This window comes from Nonomuraea sp. NPDC050536, from assembly GCF_044457685.1.
Taxonomy (GTDB): domain Bacteria; phylum Actinomycetota; class Actinomycetes; order Streptosporangiales; family Streptosporangiaceae; genus Nonomuraea.
Map to the genome: position 1 here is coordinate 191,400 of NZ_JBITHD010000013.1, position 20,377 is coordinate 211,776.

18 protein-coding genes are annotated in these 20,377 nt (G+C 71.0%); 9 read left to right on the forward strand and 9 right to left on the reverse strand.

From position 1 onward, the window contains the following. The first annotated feature begins 12 nt into the window (after positions 1–12). Genes ACIBHX_RS32615 through ACIBHX_RS32635 form a run of 5 tightly spaced genes read left to right on the forward strand, consistent with a single transcriptional unit; the run spans position 13 to position 5,431 of the window. The gene (locus ACIBHX_RS32615) at positions 13–1,350 is read left to right on the forward strand and encodes an ABC transporter substrate-binding protein (protein WP_397071198.1); all 1,338 of its coding nucleotides are present in this window, start codon (positions 13–15) and stop codon (positions 1,348–1,350) included. Positions 1,351–1,354: 4 nt separating this feature from the next. Continuing rightward, positions 1,355–2,260: a carbohydrate ABC transporter permease gene (locus ACIBHX_RS32620; protein WP_397071199.1), complete on the forward strand. Its 906-nt coding sequence runs from the start codon at positions 1,355–1,357 to the stop codon at positions 2,258–2,260. After that, the gene (locus ACIBHX_RS32625) at positions 2,257–3,147 is read left to right on the forward strand and encodes a carbohydrate ABC transporter permease (protein WP_397071200.1); all 891 of its coding nucleotides are present in this window, start codon (positions 2,257–2,259) and stop codon (positions 3,145–3,147) included. Before ACIBHX_RS32620 ends, ACIBHX_RS32625 begins: the two co-directional genes overlap by 4 nt. Then, positions 3,144–4,406 carry a 6-phospho-beta-glucosidase gene (locus ACIBHX_RS32630; protein WP_397071201.1) on the forward strand — a complete coding sequence of 421 codons (1,263 nt, stop codon included), beginning with the start codon at positions 3,144–3,146 and terminating at the stop codon, positions 4,404–4,406. The genes ACIBHX_RS32625 and ACIBHX_RS32630 overlap by 4 nt, the downstream gene beginning before the upstream one ends. Further along, on the forward strand, positions 4,391–5,431 hold the full coding sequence (locus tag ACIBHX_RS32635) for an N-acetylglucosamine kinase (RefSeq protein WP_397071202.1): 1,041 nt from the start codon (positions 4,391–4,393) through the stop codon (positions 5,429–5,431). The genes ACIBHX_RS32630 and ACIBHX_RS32635 overlap by 16 nt, the downstream gene beginning before the upstream one ends. A 71-nt stretch (positions 5,432–5,502) precedes the next feature. On the opposite strand, the gene ACIBHX_RS32640 is transcribed toward ACIBHX_RS32635, so the two are convergent. Genes ACIBHX_RS32640 through ACIBHX_RS32650 form a run of 3 tightly spaced genes read right to left on the reverse strand, consistent with a single transcriptional unit; the run spans position 5,503 to position 9,309 of the window. Beyond that, on the reverse strand, positions 5,503–7,053 hold the full coding sequence (locus ACIBHX_RS32640; RefSeq protein WP_397071204.1) for an FAD-dependent oxidoreductase: 1,551 nt from the start codon (positions 7,051–7,053) through the stop codon (positions 5,503–5,505). After that, positions 7,050–8,504 carry a glycerol kinase GlpK gene (gene glpK / locus ACIBHX_RS32645; protein WP_397071205.1) on the reverse strand — a complete coding sequence of 485 codons (1,455 nt, stop codon included), beginning with the start codon at positions 8,502–8,504 and terminating at the stop codon, positions 7,050–7,052. Before glpK ends, ACIBHX_RS32640 begins: the two co-directional genes overlap by 4 nt. 52 nt (positions 8,505–8,556) lie before the next feature. Then, positions 8,557–9,309 (reverse strand): IclR family transcriptional regulator, encoded by a 753-nt coding sequence (locus ACIBHX_RS32650; protein WP_397071206.1) that lies wholly within the window; start codon positions 9,307–9,309, stop codon positions 8,557–8,559. 64 nt (positions 9,310–9,373) lie between these two features. Between ACIBHX_RS32650 and ACIBHX_RS32655 the strand changes: the two genes are divergently transcribed. Beyond that, the gene (locus ACIBHX_RS32655; protein ID WP_397071207.1) at positions 9,374–10,960 is read left to right on the forward strand and encodes an SMI1/KNR4 family protein; all 1,587 of its coding nucleotides are present in this window, start codon (positions 9,374–9,376) and stop codon (positions 10,958–10,960) included. On the opposite strand, the gene ACIBHX_RS32660 is transcribed toward ACIBHX_RS32655, so the two are convergent. From ACIBHX_RS32660 to ACIBHX_RS32680, 5 genes are all read right to left on the reverse strand, one after another. Next, positions 10,923–11,396 carry an Lrp/AsnC family transcriptional regulator gene (locus tag ACIBHX_RS32660; protein WP_397071209.1) on the reverse strand — a complete coding sequence of 158 codons (474 nt, stop codon included), beginning with the start codon at positions 11,394–11,396 and terminating at the stop codon, positions 10,923–10,925. The genes ACIBHX_RS32655 and ACIBHX_RS32660 overlap by 38 nt on opposite strands. Before the next feature lie 23 nt (positions 11,397–11,419). Further along, the gene (locus ACIBHX_RS32665; RefSeq protein ID WP_397071210.1) at positions 11,420–12,013 is read right to left on the reverse strand and encodes a GTP-binding protein; all 594 of its coding nucleotides are present in this window, start codon (positions 12,011–12,013) and stop codon (positions 11,420–11,422) included. 277 nt (positions 12,014–12,290) lie between these two features. After that, positions 12,291–13,157 (reverse strand): terpene synthase family protein, encoded by an 867-nt coding sequence (locus tag ACIBHX_RS32670; RefSeq protein WP_397071211.1) that lies wholly within the window; start codon positions 13,155–13,157, stop codon positions 12,291–12,293. Between the two features lie 126 nt (positions 13,158–13,283). After that, a complete protein-coding gene (locus ACIBHX_RS32675) occupies positions 13,284–14,429 on the reverse strand; it encodes an acyl-CoA dehydrogenase family protein (RefSeq protein WP_397071212.1) in 1,146 nt (381 codons plus the stop codon). Between the two features lie 43 nt (positions 14,430–14,472). Continuing rightward, a complete protein-coding gene (locus tag ACIBHX_RS32680; RefSeq protein ID WP_397071213.1) occupies positions 14,473–15,579 on the reverse strand; it encodes a M24 family metallopeptidase in 1,107 nt (368 codons plus the stop codon). Between the two features lie 135 nt (positions 15,580–15,714). Here ACIBHX_RS32680 and ACIBHX_RS32685 point away from each other — a divergent pair, with 135 nt between their 5' ends. From ACIBHX_RS32685 to ACIBHX_RS32695, 3 genes are all read left to right on the forward strand, one after another. After that, positions 15,715–16,962: a PP2C family protein-serine/threonine phosphatase gene (locus ACIBHX_RS32685; protein WP_397071214.1), complete on the forward strand. Its 1,248-nt coding sequence runs from the start codon at positions 15,715–15,717 to the stop codon at positions 16,960–16,962. Between the two features lie 410 nt (positions 16,963–17,372). Further along, positions 17,373–18,266, forward strand: a complete 894-nt coding sequence (locus ACIBHX_RS32690; protein WP_397071314.1) for a 5'-3' exonuclease H3TH domain-containing protein — start codon at positions 17,373–17,375, stop codon at positions 18,264–18,266. 405 nt (positions 18,267–18,671) lie between these two features. Next, positions 18,672–20,096, forward strand: coding sequence for an RNB domain-containing ribonuclease (locus tag ACIBHX_RS32695; RefSeq protein ID WP_397071215.1), 1,425 nt, complete (start codon positions 18,672–18,674; stop codon positions 20,094–20,096). 48 nt (positions 20,097–20,144) lie between these two features. Here ACIBHX_RS32695 and ACIBHX_RS32700 read toward each other — a convergent pair whose 3' ends face one another. Continuing rightward, entirely contained in the window at positions 20,145–20,318 is a 174-nt protein-coding gene (locus ACIBHX_RS32700) for a hypothetical protein (RefSeq protein ID WP_397071216.1), read from the reverse strand. Positions 20,319–20,377 lie beyond the last annotated feature (59 nt).

A 20,377-nucleotide genomic window follows, 5' to 3' on the forward strand; every position in this document is an offset into this window, starting at 1 on the left:
GAGGCACCCCCCGTGCGTTTCGTTCCATTGGCAGCCGCTGGGTTAGCTGTCCTGGCACTGGCCGCCTGTACCGCGGGCAAGGAGGCTGGTCCCTCCCTCGGTTCCCAGCCCAAGGCCTCCAACACGGCGCCTGCGGCGCTGCCCGCAGCCACGATCGAGCTGTGGCACGGCTTCTCCGCCGACTCGGAGGTCAAGGCGTTCACCGACGCCATCGCGGGCTTCAACCAGAAGTACCCGCAGATCAAGGTCAAGCTGGTCAAGGGCGTGCAGGACGAGCAGATCACCCAGGCGGTGCGCGGCGGGCACCCGCCGGACGTGGCCTCCTCCTTCACCACCGACTCGGTCGCGACATGGTGCAAGTCCGGCGTGTTCCAGGACCTCACCCCGGTGATCAAGCAGGACGGGATCGACCTGTCGATCTTCCCCAAGGTCGTCACCGACTACACCCAGTTCGAGGGCAAGCGGTGCGTGATGCCGCTGCTGACCGACGCCTACGGCCTCTACTACAACAAGGCCCTGATGAAGGGCAACCAGCCGCCCAAGACGCTGTCGGAGCTGACCAAACTGGCCAAGGAGCTGACGGTCAGGAACCCCGACGGCACGATCAAGGTGGCCGGCTTCATCCCCAGCGGCCAGTACTACGAGAACACCGCGGGACACTGGAGCGCCATGGTCGGCGCCAAGTGGACCAACTCCGACGGCACCTCCGCCATCGGGTCCGACCCCGCCTGGAAGACGCTGCTGACCTGGCAGAAGGACCTCATCGACTGGTACGGCTACGCCAACCTGGAGAAGTTCCGCAAGTCGCTGGGTGAGGAGTTCTCGGCCAAGAACCCGTTCTACGAGAACAAGGTCGCCATGGCCATCGACGGCGAGTGGCGCGTGGCGATGCTGGCCAACGAGGCGCCGAAGATCGACTACGGCACCGCGCCGATGCCCGTCGCCGACGACAAGCCCGACCTGTACGGCAGCGGCTTCACCGCCGGGACCGTGATCGGCGTGCCGAAGGGCGCCAAGAACCCGGAGGCCGCCTGGGCGCTGGTGAAGTACCTCACCACCGACACCAAGGCGCTCGTCACGCTGTCCAACGCCATCAGGAACGTTCCGACCACGACGGGCTCGCTGCAGTCGCCGGACCTGAAGAAGGACGAGCACTTCCAGACCTTCCTCGACGTCTTCGCCAACCCGCAGACCTCGACGATCCCCGCCCACGTCAACAGCCCCTTCAACCAGGAGGCGCTGCAGGGCTTCATCACCTCGTGGGAGAAGGGCTCGGTCAAGGACCTGGACTCCGGGCTCAAGGGCGTGGACAAGCTGATCAACGACAAGCTCAAGCTGTCGGGCGGCTGATCCCATGCTCGCGCGCCTGCGGCCGCTGCTGTGGATGGCTCCCTGGCTGGTGGGTTTCATGGTGTTCTTCGCCTACCCGCTGGTGGCCACCGTCTACTTCTCCTTCTTCAACTACGACCTGTTCACGCTGAAGTTCAACGGCCTGGACAACTGGCGGTACTTCTTCCAGGACGAACGGGCCTGGATCGCCATGAAGAACACCGCCTGGCTGGTGGTGGTCATGGTGCCGGCGACCGTGCTGTTCGCGCTCGGCATCGCCCAGCTGCTGACCAAGCTGAAGGCCGGCGTCGGGTTCTTCAGGACGCTGTTCTACCTGCCGTCACTGGTGCCGGTCACGGCCGGCACGGTGGCCTTCGTCTACCTGCTCAACCCGGCGACAGGGCCGGTCAACAACCTGCTGGCCAAGATCGGCATCAGCGGGCCCGACTGGTTCGGCGACAAGGACTGGTCCAAGCCCGGCCTGACGCTGCTGGCCATGTGGAGCTGCACCAACCTGATGGTGATCTTCCTGGCCGCGCTGCTGGACGTGCCCAAGCACCTGTACGAGGCGGCCGCCATCGACGGGGCCGGGGCGTGGCGGCAGTTCCGCAGCATCACGCTGCCCACGATCCGGCCGGTGCTGATGTTCACCGCGGTGACCGGGGTGATCTACACCCTGCAGTACTTCACCCAGGCGATGATCGCGGCGCGGGTGGCCTCGGGCGTCACCGACGCTCCCGGCAGCACGTTCGTCCCCGGGTATCCGGAGATGTCCACGCTGACGCTGCCGCAGTGGCTGTTCCAGGCGGGCTTCCGCGACTATGCGATGGGGTATGCGTGCGTGCTGGCGCTCGTGCTGTTCGCCGTGTCGATGGTGTTCACGCTGATCCTGCTGCGGCAGTTCCGCGGCTTCGAGGAGGTGTCCGGATGAGCGCGACTCTGGTGGCCGCGCCCAAGCGGGCCGCGCTCCATTCCGCGCAGGTACGGCGGAGCCGTGCCAGGAAGGTGCTGTACTGGATCGCCACGCACGCGCTGGCCGTGGCGCTGGCGATCGCCTTCGTCGGGCCCGTGGTGTTCGTGCTGTTCACCGCGGTGATGAGCGACAACCAGACGCTGACCGACGAGCTGCTCCCGCACACGTGGAACTGGGGCAACTTCGCCGAGGTGTTCGCCAAGTCGCCGATCCTGCTGTGGCTGCGCAACACGCTGGTGTACGCCGGGCTCGGCACCCTGTTCACGGTGGTGTCGTCGATCCCGGTGGCCTACGCGATGGCCCGATTCCGCTTCCGCGGGCGCAAGCTGGCGTTCCTGCTGGTCATCACGATGATGATGCTGCCGCCACAGGTCATCGCCGTGCCCGTCTACCTGATCTGGGCGCGCTTCGACCTGACCGGGACGCTGTGGCCGCTGATCCTGCCGATGCTGACCGGGGACGCGTTCTCCATCTTCCTGCTCCGGCAGTTCCTGGTCACGATTCCGCGCGACTACACCGACGCCGCCCGCGTCGACGGCTGCACGGACTTCAAGACGCTCATCCGGGTGATCCTGCCGATGGCCAAGCCGGGCATCGCCGCGATCGCGCTGTTCCAGTTCTTCTACTGCTGGAACGACTACTACGGGCCACTGTTGTACGCCTCCACCAATCTGGACAACTGGACGCTGTCGGTGGGGCTGGCCTCGTTCAAGGCGCTGCACCACGTGCAGTGGAACCTGACCATGGCGGCCACGCTGCTCGTCATGGCGCCGGTGATCATCGTGTTCTTCTTCGCCCAGAAGATCTTCATCGAGGGCGTCACGCTGACGGGAGTGAAGGGTTGAAACTGGCCGTGGTCGGGGGCGGCTCGACGTATACGCCGGAGCTGATCGACGGGTTCGCGCGGCTGCGAGATGAGCTGCCGGTCTCCGAGATCGCGCTGATAGATCCGGATATTTCGCGTCTTGAGCTGGTGGCCGGAATGGCGCGGCGGATGCTGGCCCACGCCGGGCATCCGGCGTCGGTGCTGGCCACGTCCTCTGTCGAGGAGGGGGTGGCCGGCGCCACCGCCGTGCTGTTCCAGCTGCGCGTGGGCGGGCAGGCCGCCCGCAACGTGGACGAGACGCTGCCGCTGCGGTGCGGCTGCGTGGGCCAGGAGACGACGGGCGCCGGCGGGCTGGCCAAGGCCCTGCGGACCGTGCCCGTCGTGCTGGAGATCGCCGAGGTGGTGCGGCGGCTCGCGCCGCAGGCGTGGATCGTCGACTTCACCAACCCGGTCGGCATCGTGACCCGGGCGCTGCTGGACGCCGGGCACCGGGCGATCGGGCTGTGCAACGTGGCGATCGGCTTCCAGCGCCACTTCGCGGCCGCGCTGGGCGTCGACCCCTCGCACATCTCCCTGGGCCACGTCGGCCTGAACCACCTGACCTGGGAGCGGGCCGTCTACCTGGACGGTCAGGACATCCTGCCCGAGGTGCTGGCCTCCGACCGGGGCCAGGAGATCGCCGGCAACCTGGGCCTGCGGGTCGAGCTGCTGCGCAGGCTCGGCGTCATCCCGTCCTACTACCTGCGCTACTTCTACGCCCACGACGTGGTCGTGGAGGAGCAGCGGACCAAGCCGTCACGGGCGGCCGAGGTGGCGGAGATGGAGGCGCGGCTGCTGGAGATGTACGCCGACCCGGCGGTCGTCACCAAGCCGGAGCTGCTGTCCGAGCGGGGCGGCGCCTTCTACTCCGAGGCGGCGGTCGCGCTGATCGCCTCGCTGCTCGGCGACCGGGGCGACATCCAGGTGGTCAACGTGCGCAACAACGGCACGCTGCCCTTCCTCGACGACGACGCCGTGATCGAGGTGCCGGCGCGGGTGGGCGCGGCGGGAGCCGTACCGCTGCCTCAGAAGCCGCTGGCGCCGCTGTACTCGGGGCTGATCGCGCACGTGTCGGCCTACGAGAGCCTCGCGCTGGAGGCCGCGCTGCACGGCGGGGCCGACAGGGTCCGCGACGCGCTGCTCGCCCATCCGCTCGTCGGCCAGGACGCGATCGCCGAGGAGCTGACCGGGCTGCTGCTCGAGGCCAACCGCGCGCACCTGCCGTGGACGGTGAGGTAGTGGAGCAGATCCTGCTGGCGGTCGACGGCGGCAACAGCAAGACCGACGTCGCGCTGGTGACCACGCGGGGCGAGGTCCTCGCGACGGGCCGTTCCGGCCCGTTCGCCCCGCAGAGCGAGGGCGTCCCCGCCGCGGTGGAGGTGGTGGTGCGCGCCGTACGGCAGGCGGTGGCGAACCTGCCCGAAGCCGTACGGCAGGCCGCGGCCAACCCGGCAGGAGGCGGGGACCTGCCCGCCTTGGCGCACGTGGCGGCCTACCTGGCGGGCGCCGACCTGCCGGTGGAGGAGGAGGCACTGGCCGGGGGGTTCACCGCCCGAGGCTTCGGCGACGACATCGTGGTGCGCAACGACACCTTCGCGTTGCTGCGGGCGGGCGCGTCCGGCCCGTGGGGCGTGGCGGTGGTCTGCGGCGCGGGCATCAACGCGGTCGGCGTCTCCCCCACCGGACAGCTCGCCCGCTTCCCCGCGCTCGGCCGTATCAGCGGCGACTGGGGCGGCGGCCTGGGCCTGGGTGAGGAGGCTCTGTGGCACGCCGTGCGCGCCGAGGACGGCCGCGGCCCGGTCACCGCGCTCGCCGGGCTGATCACGACGCACTTCGGCGCCTCCACCGTCGAGGACGTGGTGCTGGGGCTGCACTTCGGCCACCTGGCCGAGGCCGACCTGATGGACCTGGCCCCCGGCGTTCTGGCCACGGCGGCCGCGGGCGACGCCCTGGCGCGCTCGCTGGTCGAACGGCAGGCCGAGGAGATCACCGTGATGGCCGAGGTGTGCCTGCGCCGTCTGGACCTGCTTGAGACCCCCACGGAGGTGATCCTGGGCGGCGGCATCCTGGCGGCCAGGGATCCGCTGCTGACCTCGCTGCTGGACACCTCGTTCGCGCTGCGGGCCCCGCGCGCCAAGCTGGTGGTCGCGGACCTGCCCCCGGTGGTGGGTGCCGCGCTCAACGGCCTGGAGCATCTGGGCGCGTCCGAGGAGGCCAAAGCCCGCCTACGCTCCCACTATGAACATCAGCCACATCAACCCTGACGACGCGGTGGCCGCGGTCGCGTGATCCCCGTCGCCCGGCCTCCGGCTCGGCGGCCGGGCACGCGGCGGGGTCAGGACGCGCCGAGGATCCCGGTGACGCGGTCGCGGACGTCGGGGGTGTCCAGGCCGCGCACGGTGAGCGTGGTGCGCCGTCGTGCCACGTCGTCGACCGTGACGGCCCATTCGTGGTCGCGCGCGTAGACGACCTGGGCCCAGATGTCGGGACCGTCGGGGTGGATGCGCTCGCCCAGCGCGGGGTCGTCGCGGATGAGGCGGGCCAGGTCGAGCGCGATCGAGCCGTAGTGGGCGGCCAGGTGGCGCGCGACCAGCGGGTCCATGCGGTGGCCCGGCTCGCGGTCGCTCCACAGCCGCAGCGCCACCGCGTCGGGGCTGGCCAGGCCGGGCAGCGGCATCGCGGGCAGTATCGCGGCCAGGTCGTCGCCCAGCGGGCGTCCCGGCAGGTGGGCGAGGGTGTCCAGGACGAGCTTGCCGATGTGCCGGTAGGTGGTCCACTTGCCGCCGGCGACCGACAGCATGCCGCCCTTGCCGCGGCTCAGCAGCGTCTCGCGCTTGGCCGCCGCGACCGACCTCGGCCCGCCCGGTAGCACCCGCAGCCCGGCGAAGGCGTAGGTGAGGTCGTCCTTGTTCAGCCCCTGTACGGCGTGCCCTGCCTCGTCCAGGATCTGGGCGATGTCGGCGTCCGTGGCGCGTACCTGGGCGGGATCGCCCTCGTAGGCCTCGTCGGTGGTGCCGAGCAGCAGGTGGTCCTCCCACGGGATGGCGAACGACACCCGGTACTTGTCGATGGGAATCGTCAGGGCCGCCTTCCACGGCTCGCCGCGGCGCATCACCAGGTGGGCGCCCTTGGACAGGCGGATGCTGGGCGCGGCGTCCGGGTCCTCCATCCGGCGCAGGTGGTCCAGCCACGGGCCGGTGGCGTTGAGCACGAGGCGCGCGTCGATCCCGAACTCCGTGCCGTCGCAGCGGTCACGCAGGTCGGCGCCGGTCACCGTACCGGAGGTCAGGCGCAGGCCGACCACCTCGGCGTGGTTGAGCACGACCGCTCCCGCGTCGACGGCGGCGCGCACGGTCATGACGGCCACCCGGCTGTCGTTCATCTGGTGGTCGCCGTAGACGGCGGCCGCGCGCAGGCCCTCGGCGCGCAGCGCGGGCACCTTGGCCAGCGCCTGGTGCGGGGTGATGACGCGGCCCACGCCGTCGCCGAACACCGACAGCGCCGAGTACAGGAACACTCCCGCGCCCAGCTTGGCGGCGCCGTGCGGGCCGCCGCGGTAGATCGGCACGACGAAACTGAGCGGCTTGACCAGGTGCGGGGCGATGTCGGCGGCCAGGGCGCGGCGCTCGCGGTGGTTCTCGGCGACCAGTTTGACGTTGCCGGTCTGCAGGTAGCGCAGGCCGCCGTGGACGAGCTTGGAGGAGGCGCTCGAGGTGGCGCCGGCGAAGTCGCCGGCCTCCACCATGGCCACGCGCAGCCCCGCCTGGGCCGCCATCCAGGCGACCGACGTGCCGAGGATGCCGCCGCCGATGACGAGCAGATCGTAGGTGGTCCGCGTCAGTTCCTGGCGGGTGGCGGCCCGGTTGTCGAGGGTGGCGATCGTCATGTGGTGCTCCAGTCGAGGGTGCGTTCGACGGCCTTGCGCCAGTTGGCGTACTCCCTGTCCCTGGCTTCCGCGGTGATCTGCGGACGCCATTCCGCGGCCTTGTGCCAGTTGGCCCGCAGCGCCCCGGTGTCGGGCCAGTACCCGGTGGCCAGGCCCGCGGCGTAGGCGGCGCCCAGGCAGGTGGTCTCGGCCACCATCGGCCGCACCACGGGGACGTCGAGCACGTCGGCCAGCGTCTGCATGAGCAGGTTGTTGGCGGTCATGCCGCCGTCGGCGCGCAGCGAGGTCAGCGCGATGCCGGCGTCGGCGTTCATCGCGTCGACGACCTCCCGGGTCTGCCAGGCGGTGGCCTCCAGCACGGCCCGCGCGATGTGCCCCTTGGTGACGAACCCGGTCAGCCCGGCGATCACCCCTCGGGCGTCGCTGCGCCAGTGCGGCGCGAACAGACCGGAGAAGGCCGGCACGAAGTAGCAGCCGCCGTTGTCCTCCACGGTCCTGGCCAGCGTCTCGATCTCGGCCGCACTGGAGATCAGGCCCAGGTTGTCGCGCAGCCACTGCACCAGCGAGCCGGTCACCGCGATCGCGCCCTCCAGCGCGTAGGTGGCCGGGGCGTCACCGATCTGGTAGCCGACCGTGGTCAGCAGGCCGTGCTTGGACGTGACCGGCTCCGCGCCGGTGTTCATCAGCAGGAAACTGCCCGAACCGTAGGTGCTCTTGGTTTCGCCGGGCGCGAAGCAGGTCTGGCCGAACAGCGCCGCCTGCTGGTCGCCTAGCGCCGCCGCCACCGGCACTTTCGCGAAATGTCCATAGATTTCAGCCGAAGGCCGGATCTCGGGAAGCATCGCGCGCGGCACGCCCAGCACGTCGAGCAGGTCGTCGTCCCAGGCCAGGGTGTGGATGTTCATCAGCAGCGTGCGGCTGGCGTTGGTGACGTCGGTGACGTGCCGCCCGGTCAGCTTCCAGATCAGCCAGCTGTCCATGGTGCCGAACAGCACCTCGCCCCGTTCGGCCCGCTCGCGCAGCCCCGGCGTCTCCTCCAGCAGCCAGCGGATCTTCGGCCCGGAGAAGTAGGTGGCCAGCGGCAGCCCGGCCTTCTGCCGGAACAGCTGCTCGTGTCCTGCCAGGCCGCGCACGAGGGCGTCGGTGCGGGTGTCCTGCCACACGATCGCGTTGGCCACCGGCTCGCCGGTGTGCCGGTCCCACAGCACGGTGGTCTCGCGCTGGTTGGTGATGCCCAGCGCGGCGATCTGCCCGAAGTCGTCCACGGCCCGCCGCATGACGTCCTGGACGGCCTGCCAGATCTCGGCGGCGTCGTGCTCGACCCAGCCGGGACGGGGGAAGATCTGCCGGTGCTCGCGCTGCGCGACGGAGACGATACGGCCTGCCTGATCGAAGACCATGCACCGGCTGGACGTGGTGCCCTGGTCGATGGCGGCGACGTACTGCGGCACGGGAGGTGTCCTCACTTCACGCGGTTCGGGATTACCGAACCTAGCTGGTCTGTCAAGAGCGGGATAGGTCGCGGGTGATGGCCCTGGCCGCGTCGCGGACGAAGGAGACCACGTCCATGCGCGGCTCCCCTGCCGTGGTCAGGCGTTCGACGGCGCCGCGCACCCCGATGGCGCCCACGGTGACGGCTCGGCGGTCGCGGATCGGGGCGGCGATGGAGACCTCTCCCTCAACCAGTTCCTCCACGTCGGCGGCCCATCCCCGGCCGCGCACCAGCTCCAGCTCCTTGGCCAGGTCGTCGGCGGTGACCAGGGTGCGGGGGGTGTGGGCGGCCAGCGGGCGGGGCTCGGCCTCGCCGTACGGGTCGTAGGCCAGCAGCACCTTGCCCAGGGCGCTGGCGTGGACCGGCTGCAGCGTGCCGACCTGCAGGACCTGCATGCTGTCGTCGGGGCGGAAGACGTGGTGGACGACCAGCACCTCACCCTCGTGCAGGGTGCCGATCCACACGCTCTCCCTGCTGCGGCCGGCCAGCGCGTCGGCCCAGTTGAGCGAGCGGGTGCGCAGCTCGTTGACGTCGAGGTAGCTGCTGCCCAGGTGCAGCAGCGTGCCGCCGAGCCGGTACTTGCCGGTGATCTCGTCCTGCTCGACGAAGCCGACGTGGACCAGCGTGCGCAGGATGCCGTGCAGGGTGCCCTTGGGCAGTCCCATGGCCCTGGCCAGCTCGGCCACCCCCAGCTCGCGCGGCCCCGAGGCGAGCAGGCGCAGGATGCCCGCCGCCCGCTCCACCGACTGGATCGTCTCTCCCACGCCACCAACCTTAGCGGTGTTCGACAATCCCGAACACCCTTGGCTCGCCGGTAATGTGCCGGGAATGATCGGCTTACGGCTGGTACGGCTCGCGCTGCCCCTGATCCTGCTGGCCGGAGCGGCCACGGCGAGCGCGGCGGGGCACGCGGGGGGCAGCAAGGTGGTCATGTGCAGCTTCGGCGGAGGCGGCGACACGATCTCGATCGACTGCGGGGACCCGAAGGTCGATGCCGCGATGCAGGCCAGGATGCTCACTCCCGACCAGGCCAGGGCGGCCGGATGCAGACCCCTGACGGTCGAGCCCGAGAACGGCCCGCAGACGCCCGACCTCCAGCCCTCGTTCGACCCGACCCCGACCCCCTCGGTCTCCCCGCGCGCCCTGGACACGGCGGTGGCCGGGCGGGTGAACGCCGCCTGGGACCGGATCGACCGCTGGCTGGGCGCCCACGCCTCGGCCACCCTGCGCAAACTGCGCTTCCCCGCCGCCGGCACGGACCTGGACGGGCTGGAGAAGTATCGAAGCGCCAGGCTGCCCGACGACCTGTATGCCTCGCTGCTGCGCCACGACGGCGCGGACGGCAACTTCGGCGCCGCGTTCCAGCTGCCGTCCGGCGTAGGCCTGGCCGGCGCGCAGGACATCTGGTCGTTGACCGAGTCCCGGTGCATGAGCCTCGTCCTAGGCTGGACGGAGGCGGCCGATCCCGACCACGGCAGCCTGATCCCCGTCGGCTCCACCGGCAACGGCGCGGACCTGTTCATCGACCAGCGCACCGGCCAGGTGGGCGAGCAAAGCTACGGCAAGGCGCTCAGCTTCGACGGCCCGATGGGCTGGCCCTCGTACGCGGACATGCTGGAGGCCGTGGCCGGCTCGCTGGAGCGCGGCGCGAAGCTGCGCGAGTGGTATCCGGTCGTGCAGGGATGCGAGCTGCGCTGGGCCAAGGCGCCCGCCGCCCTGCCGGGCGGCTGCGCCGGAGGGCCGCGCCCGACTCCCACGCCGACCCCGACGCCCACGCCGACCGAGACGAAGCTGACCGCCAGGCAGGCTCGCGCCCTCGGCTGCCGTCCCGGCCATCAGGCCCCGGTGGTGCGGACGCCGGGCCGTACCGCGACCTCTCAGGTGGCGGCCGTGTGGCGGCGCATCGAGCGGTGGCTGGCGCGCAAGGCGCCCAAGACCTACCGGTCGCTGCCCGGACCGGCCCGAGCCATGGACATCGCCCGGATGGAGGCGGCCATGGGCGCCCGCTTCCCCGACGACCTGCGCGCCTCGCTGCTGCGCCACGACGGCGGCGGCGGGTTCGGCCCCGAGCCCTTCTACTCCTACATGTCCGCCAAGGCCGTCCACGACGACTGGAAGATGCTCTGCGGCATCATCATCGACGGCGGCGACGACAGCGGGAGCTGGTGGGACGGGCACCTGGTCCCGTTCGCCGACTCGGGCGACGGCGGCAACCTGTTCCTCGACCCGCGCACAGGCAGGACCGGCGAGTACTACAACGAGGAAGGGCTCACGACCAGCGGCGACGTGGTCTGGCCGTCCTACCTGGCGCTGCTGCGCGACACGGCCGCCGCGTTGGAGAGCGGCAAGCCGCTGCGCGGCTGGCGCGCCACGGTTTCTACAGGTCGCCTGGAGTGGGAAGAGGCTCCTCGCTGAGCTCGGGCGGACGATGCTCGTACGGCGTGCTCAGCACGACCGTGGTGCGGGTGGAGACGTTGGCCGACTCCCGGATCTGCTGCAGCAGCTCCTCCAGCGCGGCCGGCGAGCCGACCCGCACCTTGAGGATGTAGCTCTCGTCACCGGCCACGCTGTGGCAGGCCTCGATGGAGTGCAGGTGCGCCAGCCGGTCGGGGGCGTCGTCGGGCGCGGCGGGGTCGATCGGCTTGATCGACACGAACGCGGTCATCGGCAGCCCGACCGCGTCGTGGTCGATGATGGCGGCGTAGCCGCGCAGCACGCCGCGCTTCTCCAGGCGGCGCACCCGCTGGTGCACGGCCGAGACCGACAGGCCTGTCTCCTTGGCCAGATCGGTGAAGCTCATCCGGCCGTCCCTGGCCAGCAGCGTGACGATCCGGCGGTCGATCTCCTCCATCGGTCAAAGGTAACCGGTCGTGGTCACGACATGGTCCCGACGGGTTGGGCGCCTGTCCGCATGGCATGCTCCACGAGCGTGATCAGGACCTCCCGGCCCGAATCTCGCCTGCGGGCGTCGCAGAGCACGATCGGGATCTCGGGGTCCAGCTCCAGCGCCTTGCGCACCTCACCGACGGTGAACGGGCGGGCGCCGTCGAAGCAGTTGAGCGCGACCACGAACGGCGTCTCGCGGCGTTCGAAGTAGTCGATGGCGGGGAAGCAGTCGGCCAGGCGACGGGTGTCGGCCAGCACGATGGCGCCCAGCGCGCCCATGGCCAGCTCGTCCCAGACGAACCAGAAGCGTTCCTGGCCGGGCGTGCCGAACAGATACAGCATGTAGTCGTCGCGGATCGTGATGCGGCCGAAGTCCATGACCACCGTGGTGGTCGGCTTGCCCTCGACGCCGTACAGGTCGTCGACGTGGACGCCCGCATGCGTGAGCGCCTCCTCGGTGCGCAGGGGGCGAGTCTCCGACACGGCTCCCACCATGGTGGTCTTGCCCGCGCCGAACCCCCCAGCGACCAGAATCTTGATCGCGGTCGGCAACCGCCAGCGATCAGAGCGACCGAAGTCCATCGAGCACCGCCCTGTTCCCTTCGCGGTCGTGCCCGTAAGCCGTGCCGCGCGTGCGCATTCCGCCTTGAGTAGCCACGGTCAGTGGAACATGTCAAGGCGCAGAGAAAAGGTCAATCCACCTACCTGGCAACGAGACACCCTAGCAACGCCACAAATTCCACTCAAGCCGCAATTCATCCCAGGAAGCAATATGTCATAGTTTGTCATCCCGAGCACCCTTGTTCGCGCAGCTCCCACCGGATTGTCAAGCCTGCTGTCAACCTTCCGGCACTGTCCGTTACATGTCCTGCCAGTAGCCCGAAATCTCGTGATAGCCGGCGTTGAAGCCGATCTGACGGCGCAGGTAGGCGGCCGTCCGCGGGCTGCCTTCCCCCACCGGCGCGAGCAGCTCGCCCGCCTCGCGCGACAGGCGGGCCATCGTCTGGCCCACCTCGGCCCGGCTGACGCCCAGCATGAGCACGTTGAGGTCGCCCCAGCTCACCGCCCGCCGGTAGGTGGCGAGGTCGGCCAGCAGGTGCAGGTAGCGCTGCACGTGCGCGCTGACCTCCCGCAGCTCGGTCAGGTGCCGCCGGGCCCAGGAGTCGCCGGCGTAGATCCAGTGCGACAGGTCCACGAAGCACGTCCCGCGGCTGTCGGCGTTGTCCAGGTAACGGGTGAACGACGGCACCGCCCGGGTGTCGCGCCAGGACCAGGCGCGCGTCATGGCCTCCAGCATCCGGGCCAGCTGGTCGCGCCACAGCGGGCGCAGCGCCTCGAACTCCCTGACCGTGGCCAGCTCGTCGCGCAGGTCGGCCAGGAAACGGGTCACGGCCGCGTGCGGGGTGGCCCCGTCGGCCACGGCCAGGCACTCCTCCGCCAGCGCCGCCACGGTGCGCCGCCCGGTGGCGGTGCGATCGACCAGCCGCCCGACGGCCAGCACCCACAGCGCCGCCCGGTTGGCCACCCGCAGCCGCTGGGCCGTCGCCCACGGGGCACTGAAGGCGCCCGTGAGCGACAGCGTGGTGTAGAGCTCGGTGTCGAAGGCGCCCGGGGGGAACAGCTCGCCGTACATCTGGGCACATTGCCGCAGATCCCTGCCGCACTCGGCCGCCAGCGCGCACGTGCTGCCGAGTGCGAACGCCTCGGTCAGCTCGTCGTCCGGCATCCTAGGGCCGCTCGATCGGCTCGCGGACCATGGGCGACGCCCCCAAGTAACCCGAATATCCAGCTATTGCCGAATTCTCACATGATCACGTGGGTCCGATCAAGATCCCAGTCAGCCCGGAGACCGTCACTCCTTGGCCAGCGCCCGGCTGATCACCAAGCGCTGGATCTGGTTGGTGCCCTCCACGATCTGCAGCACCTTGGCCTCGCGCATGTACCGCTCCACGGGGAAGTCCTCGACGTAGCCGTAGCCGCCCAGCACCTGCACCGCGTCGGTGGTCACCTTCATGCACACGTCGGTGGCGAACAGCTTGGCCATCGCCGCCCGCGTGCTGTACGGCCTGCCTGCGTCCCGCAGCCGCGCCGCGTCCAGGTAGAGCGCCCGGGCGGCGGCGATCTGGGTGGCCATGTCGGCCAGCATGAACCCGATGCCCTGGAAGTCGACGATCCGGCTGCCGAACTGGCGCCGCTCGCGGGCGTAGGCGCCGGCCGCGTCGAGGGCCGCCTGCGCCACGCCGACCGCGCACGCGGCGATGCCGAGCCGCCCGCCGTCCAGCGCGGCCATGGCGATCCTGAAGCCCTCCCCCTCGGACCCGACGAGCGCCTGCGGCGCCAGCCGTACGCCGTCGAAGCGGACCTGTGCCGTCGGCGAGGAGCGCATGCCCATCTTGTGCTCGGGCGGGCCGAACGACAGCCCCTCCATGCCCGCGGGCACGTGGAAGCAGGAGATGCCGCGCGCGCCGGCCTCGCCGGTGCGGGCCATCAGCATGTAGTAGTCGGCCACGCCGCCGTGGGTGATCCACGCCTTGACGCCGTCGACGGCGTACCCGTCGGGGCCCGCCACGGCCTTGGTGGTCAGCGCGGCCGCGTCCGAGCCGGACTGCGGCTCCGACAGGCAGTAGGCGCCGAGCAGGTCACCGGCCAGCATGCCGGGCAGCAGCTCCTCGCGCTGCTCCGGCGAGCCGAAGCCGGCCACGGGAAAGCACGACAGCGTGTGCACCGACACCCCGAGGCCGACGGCCAGCCACCCGGCCGCCAGCTCCTCCACCACCTGCAGGTAGACCTCCTGCGGCTGGGCCGCCCCGCCGTACTCCTCGGCGTACGGCAGGCCGAGCAGCCCGGCGGCACCCAGCGTCGTGAAGATCTCGCGCGGGAACCGCCCGGCCGCCTCGTCGGCCGCGGCCCGGGGCGCGACCTCCTTGGCGACCAGCTCGCGGGTCAGGTCGATCAGGTCGTGCGCCTCTGGGGTAGGCAGGGCACGCTCAACAGTCATCGAGACAAACTCCTCATGAGAGTGTACGTGCCCCCGATTCTGCCTAAACGATCACCAATGTTCGAGGGGTGTTGTTCAGGCGCTCGCCACCGTTTTCGGTGCACACGACGATGTCCTCGATCCGGGCGCCGTGCTGTCCAGGATAGATGCCCGGCTCCACAGAGAAGGCGAAGCCCGCCTCCATCAGCTCGGAGTTGCCCTTGACGATGTAGGGCTCCTCGTGCGTCTCGATGCCGATGCCGTGTCCGGTGCGGTGGATGAAGTACTCGCCGTAGCCGGCCTCGGTGATGACGTCACGCGCCACCGCGTCGATCGACTCGCACGTCACGCCGGGCCGCACCGCATCGCACGCCGCCTCCTGGGCGCGCCGCAGCACCTCGAAGTAGGCCGCGTAGTCGGCGGGAGGCTCGCCGACGCAGTAGTTGCGGGTGGAGTCGGAGCAGTAGCCGCTGTGCATCTGGCCGCCGATGTCCACCACGACAGGCTCGCCCGCCTGGATCACCCGGTCGGAGACCTCGGCGTGCGGGCTGGCCCCGTTCGGGCCGGAGGCCACGATGACGAAGTCGACCGTGGCGTGCCCGGCCTGCAGGATCGCGTCGTGGATGTCACGGCCGACCTCGCGCTCCGTGCGGCCGGGACGCAGGAACTCCGGCACCAGCCGGTGCACCGCGTCGATCGCCTCCCCGGCCTCCCGCAGCGCCGCCACCTCGGCCGGCGACTTGCGCATGCGCAGCTCGCGCAGCACAGTGCCGGCCAGCACCTGCTCGGCGCCCGGCATCGCGTCGCGGAAGCGCAGCGAGGCCATCGCCCACATCCGGTCGGCCAGCCCCACCTTGCCCACCTGGCCAAGCCGCTTGGCCACGATCATGTAGGGGTCGTCAGTCTCGTCCCAGGCCACGAACTCCAGCCCCAGGCGCGAGGCGGGCGAGGCCTGCGCGGCCGGCAGCTCCAGCCTGGGCACCATCATGTAGGCCTCACCGGAGGCGGGCACCACCAGGCACGTCAGTCTTTCGAGCGGCAGGGCCTCGTAGCCGCTCACATAACGAAGATCGGGCCCGGGCGTCAGCAGCAGCGCGTCGAGCCCCGCCTTGGCGGTGGCCTCCTGCGCGGCGGCCAGCCGGGACACGGGGTAAAGGTCAGAGGACGTCACGGGCACAAATCTACTCTTAGCCGGTTACCTAAAATCCGCGAAAAGGACTCCCAACACCCAAGATATCGCTACACTCCGCTCAAGGCCGATCACTTAGTGTTTGGTGATTATCCCGATCCATCTGCAGGAGTGAATATGGTCGACGTCGCGGGCGGCCATCAGCCTCCCCTCCCAACACCGCCGATGAGCGCCGCCGAGCTCGTCCAGCATCTGGCGGAGCAGCAGACCGCCGAACGCGACGGCGAGATGCTGGCGGTGCGCCTCGCCCACGCCGAGCGCCTGGGCAACATGGGCTGGGCCGAGTGGAACCTGCACACCGGCGAGGCCGTCTGGTCCGACCACGTCTACGTCATCTTCGGCCGTGCCCGCGCCGACGGGCCCATCAGCCTGCCCGACCTGGCCGCCTACGTCGAGCCCGCCGACATCGGCGCCCTCGACCAGCTGCTGTGGACCGTCGTGCAGGGCGTCGAACCGGTGCAGGCCGAGTTCCGCATCCGCCGCGGCGGCGAGGCCCGCAACCTGCGCATCGTGCTCGAGCCGCTGATGGCGCCCGGCGGCCCCACCGGCGTGCACGGCGTCATCCAGGACATCACCGGCCGCCGCCGCGCCGAGCGCATCATGTCCGAGTCGCGCCGCCAGCTCCTGGAGGCCCGCGAGAAGGCCGCCGAGGAGCGCACCGTCATGCTGGCCCTGCGCGAGGCCATCCTGCCCGCGCCCGACGGCTACCTCGACCTGTACCAGACCCGCATCGCCGTGCGCTACGTGCCCGCCGAGAAGACCGCCAACCTGGGCGGCGACTGGTTCGAGGCGGCCGCGCTGCCCCACGGCAACGTGCTGCTGGCCATCGGCGACGTCTCCGGCCACGGCCTGGCCGCCATCGCCCACATGGCCCAGCTGCGGCACGCCCTCGTCGGGCTCACCATGACCGGCGAGCCGGCCAACCGGCTGCTGGTGTGGCTCAACGAGCTGGTCCTGCACCGGCTGCACGAGACCACCGCCACCTGCGTGGTCGGCTACCTCGACCCTGCCACGCTCGTGTTCACCTGGGGGCAGGCGGGCAACCTCGGGCCCATCCTGGTCCGCGACGGCAAGTCCAGCCAGCTGACGCAGCCGCGCGGCGTCATCCTCGGCGCCACCTGCGAACAGCCCTACCACCTGGCCAGCATCGAGCTGCGGGAGGGCGACCTGCTGCTGCTGTTCACCGACGGGCTGGTGGAACGCCGCACCCGCGACATCGACGAGGGCCTCGACCTGGCGCTCGCCGCCGCCCGCGAGCTGACGGGCCGCGACCTGGACGCCGGCCTCGACCGCCTCCTCACCGACATCGGCGGCCCCAACCCCGAAGACGACGCCTGCCTCCTCGCCATCGCCGTCCGCCCCTAGCCGACTCTTTCCCTTCCGATTTCCCTTGAACGGCTGTCCGCCGCCCCCTCTTTGCCGGAGCCTTCCTCTTTTGCCAGCGCCTTCCCTCGTACGGCAAGCCGCCGCCACCGCCACCCGCCGCACTCCGGCCGGGCCCCGTCCAGGGAGACGCTCCTCCGGCGATGACACGTCCCACCGCTACGCACTCCCGTAACCCCGCCACCACGGCCCCGCAGCCCGCCGTACCGACACGCCCCCAGTCCCCGCCATCCACGCCACTTCCCCCGCACCATCCCACCGCCTCGGCGTTGACGCGTCCCGCCGCTACACCGCTCCGTGATACCGGCACCACGGCCCCAGAAACCGGAGGGCAGTGGCGTTGCGGGAGAAGGGAAGATGTCGGGGGGACGTGGGAGTATGGCCGGGTGTTGATGATTCTCGATACGCCGTCGCTGTACTTCAGGGCGTTCTATGGTGTGCCGGAGTCGATGACCGCGCCCGATGGGATGCCGATCAACGCGGTGCGCGGGCTCATCGACATGATCGCCACGCTCGTCCGTAAGTACCGGCCCGACGAGCTGGTCGCGACGATGGACGCTGACTGGCGGCCGAAGTTCCGGGTCGAGGCGATCCCGACCTACAAGGCGCACCGGGTCGCCTACGGCAACACCGAGGTCGTGCCCGAGGCGCTGGTGCCGCAGCTCCCGGTGATCGAGCAGATGCTCGACGCCGTGGGCATCGCCAGGATGGAGTCGGCGGGCTACGAGGCCGACGACGTGATCGGCACGCTCACCCACCAAGCCGGTGGCGCGGTGGACATCGTGACCGGCGACCGCGACCTGTTCCAGCTGGTGGACGACTCCCGGCCGGTCCGCGTGCTCTACACGGCGCGCGGCATCCGCAACCTGCAGGTGGTGGACGAGGCGTTCGTGACCACCAAGTACGGCATTCCGGGCCGTGCCTACGCCGACTTCGCGACGCTGCGCGGCGACCCGAGCGATGGTTTGCCCGGCGTGTCCGGAGTGGGCGAGAAGACGGCCGCGTCGCTGATCACCCGGTTCGGGTCGCTGGAGGCCCTGCTGGCCGCGCTGGACGCGGGCGTCACCGACGGCTTCCCCGCCGGTGCCCGCACCAAGCTGGCCGCCGCCCGCGACTACCTGCGCGTCGCGCCGAAGGTGGTGGAGGTCGCCCCTGACGCGCCGCTGCCGGCCGCCGACCTCGCGCTGCCCGCCAAGCCTCGCGACCCCGAGGCCCTGGTACGGCTGGCCGACCACTACGACCTGGACAGCCCCCTCAACCGCCTCCTCGACACCCTCCCCAAGTAACCCCCGAACCAGCCCCCACCGGGGCCAGGCGTCGCGATGCTGAGCCGTGGGCACCTTCGGATCCGGCGTAGGAGCGATCGCGGTAGGTGCCGGGCGCCGTGGCGGTGGATGTGTAGGCCTTCGGACCAACGCGGGGCAGGCCGCGGTCAGGGCTGGGTATCGCGATGCTGGGCGTGGGGCCTTCGGAATCGGTGCGGGTCGGATCGCGGGCGGGGCCGGGCGCTGTGGTGGTGCTGGACCTGGTGGTGCGTTTGGCTGCGGTCTGCGGCGGATCGCGGCCTGGGCGGCGGTCGTGTTTGTGGGGTCGTGTTTCTGGCGAGCGGGGTGGGCTTTGGGGGGGTGCGGCGGGGTTGCTTTCGTGGCGTCGAGGAGGGGGCGGGGCGGGGTGGCGATAGGTTTGATCGGGTGACGACCAAGATTCGAGTGCCCGGCGGCGTCCCTGCGCGGCTGGACGACGGGTTCGAGCGGATCAGGCGCGAGCAGAGGCTGCCGGAGGAGTTCCCGCCGGCCGTGCTGGAGGAGGCGGCGAAGGTCGCCGAGGCCCCGCGGGAGCCCAGAGACCTGTCCGACCTGCCGTTCGTCACCATCGACCCGCCCGGCTCGATGGACCTCGACCAGGCCGTCCACCTGGAGCGCCTGCGCGGCGGTTACCGCGTCTGGTATGCCATCGCCGACGTCGCGGCCTTCGTACGGCCGGGCGGCGCGATAGACGCCGAGGCGCTGCACCGGGGCGAGACCGTCTACATGCCCGACGGCAGGGTGCCGCTGCACCCCAAGGTGCTGTCGGAGGGCGCGGCCAGCCTGCTGCCCGGCGCCGTGCGCCCGGCCGCGGTGTGGCGGATCGACCTGGACGCCGAAGGCCGCACCGTGGGCGCCGACGTGCACCGGGCGCTGGTGCGCAGCCGGGAGCGGCTCGACTACGACTACGTGCAGGCGGCCGTCGACACCGGCACCGCCGACGGCACGCTGGGACTGCTGGCCGAGATCGGGCGGCTACGGCTGGAGCTGGAGCGCGCCCGCGGCGGCGTCACGCTGCCCACGCCGGAGCAGGAGATCGTGCCGGACTCGGGCATGAGCAGCTACCGGCTGGAGTACCGGGTGCCGGTGCCGGCCGAGGCGTGGAACGCGCAGATCTCGCTGCTGACCGGGATGGCGGCCGCGTCGATGATGCTGGACGCCGAGATCGGGGTGCTGCGGGTGCTGCCGCCGCCGCAGCCGGGCGAGCTGGCCAAGGTGCGCCGGGTGGCGGCCGCGCTCGAGGTGCCCTGGCCCGACGGCGCCTCCTACGGCACGGTGGTGCACGACCTGGATCCGAAGAATCCCCGGCACGCGGCGTTCCTGCACGAGTCGAAGGTGCTGCTGCGGGGCGCCGGCTACGTGGCCTTCAACGGCGCGCCTCCGCCGCTGGCCGACCACGCCGCGGTGGCCGCGCCGTACGCGCACGTGACGGCGCCGCTGCGGCGGCTGGTGGACCGGTACGCCACGGAGGTGTGCCTGGCGATCGCGGACGGCGAGCCGGTGCCCGAGGCCGTGGAGGCGACGCTGCCGGGGCTGCCGGACATCATGTCGTCCTCGGGCCGGCGCGCCGGGGCGGTCGAGCGTGCCTGCGTGGACCTGGTGGAGGCGTTCCTGCTGCGCGAGCGGATCGGGCAGGCCTTCGACGCGATGGTCATCGACGCCGACCAGAAGGGCGACGGCGGCCAGGTTCAGGTCACCGATCCCGCCGTGATCGCCCGGTGCGACGGCCGTCTCCCGCTCGGCGAACGCATCACGGTCCGCCTGACCCAGGCCGACCCCGCCACCCGCGAAGTCCGCTTCAGCCTGGCGTGAAAAACGGCGGAGCCGCGCATCGGGCGCGGCTCCTGGGGGGGTGGGGTGTCAGGACTTCTTGAGCGGGCTCCAGCCGGTGCCCACGCCCATCAGGTGCAGGGCGAGGCAGAGCAGGCCCGCGGTGCCGAGGGTGGCGACCGTGACCACGCCGCCGACGGCGAGGCCGGCGATCTCGAAGATGAGCGCGAGGACGAACAGCAGGGCGGCTAGCAGGGCGAACATCTCAACCTCCGCGGGTGGGGCTTCCGCCATGGGGATTTCCGCTGCCCCACCTCGGAAAA

Bases quoted from the DNA above. Each gene is read 5' to 3' on its own strand.
- ACIBHX_RS32620 (WP_397071199.1), top strand. From the start codon at position 1,355: ATGCTCGCGCGCCTGCGGCCGCTGCTGTGGATGGCTCCCTGGCTGGTG.
- ACIBHX_RS32625 (WP_397071200.1), top strand. From the start codon at position 2,257: ATGAGCGCGACTCTGGTGGCCGCGCCCAAGCGGGCCGCGCTCCATTCC.
- ACIBHX_RS32640 (WP_397071204.1), bottom strand. From the start codon at position 7,053: ATGACGATCGCCACCCTCGACAACCGGGCCGCCACCCGCCAGGAACTG.
- ACIBHX_RS32655 (WP_397071207.1), top strand. From the start codon at position 9,374: ATGATCGGCTTACGGCTGGTACGGCTCGCGCTGCCCCTGATCCTGCTG.
- ACIBHX_RS32660 (WP_397071209.1), bottom strand. From the start codon at position 11,396: ATGGAGGAGATCGACCGCCGGATCGTCACGCTGCTGGCCAGGGACGGC.
- ACIBHX_RS32665 (WP_397071210.1), bottom strand. From the start codon at position 12,013: ATGGACTTCGGTCGCTCTGATCGCTGGCGGTTGCCGACCGCGATCAAG.
- ACIBHX_RS32670 (WP_397071211.1), bottom strand. From the start codon at position 13,157: ATGCCGGACGACGAGCTGACCGAGGCGTTCGCACTCGGCAGCACGTGC.
- ACIBHX_RS32675 (WP_397071212.1), bottom strand. From the start codon at position 14,429: ATGACTGTTGAGCGTGCCCTGCCTACCCCAGAGGCGCACGACCTGATC.
- ACIBHX_RS32685 (WP_397071214.1), top strand. From the start codon at position 15,715: ATGGTCGACGTCGCGGGCGGCCATCAGCCTCCCCTCCCAACACCGCCG.
- ACIBHX_RS32690 (WP_397071314.1), top strand. From the start codon at position 17,373: ATGATTCTCGATACGCCGTCGCTGTACTTCAGGGCGTTCTATGGTGTG.
- ACIBHX_RS32700 (WP_397071216.1), bottom strand. From the start codon at position 20,318: ATGTTCGCCCTGCTAGCCGCCCTGCTGTTCGTCCTCGCGCTCATCTTC.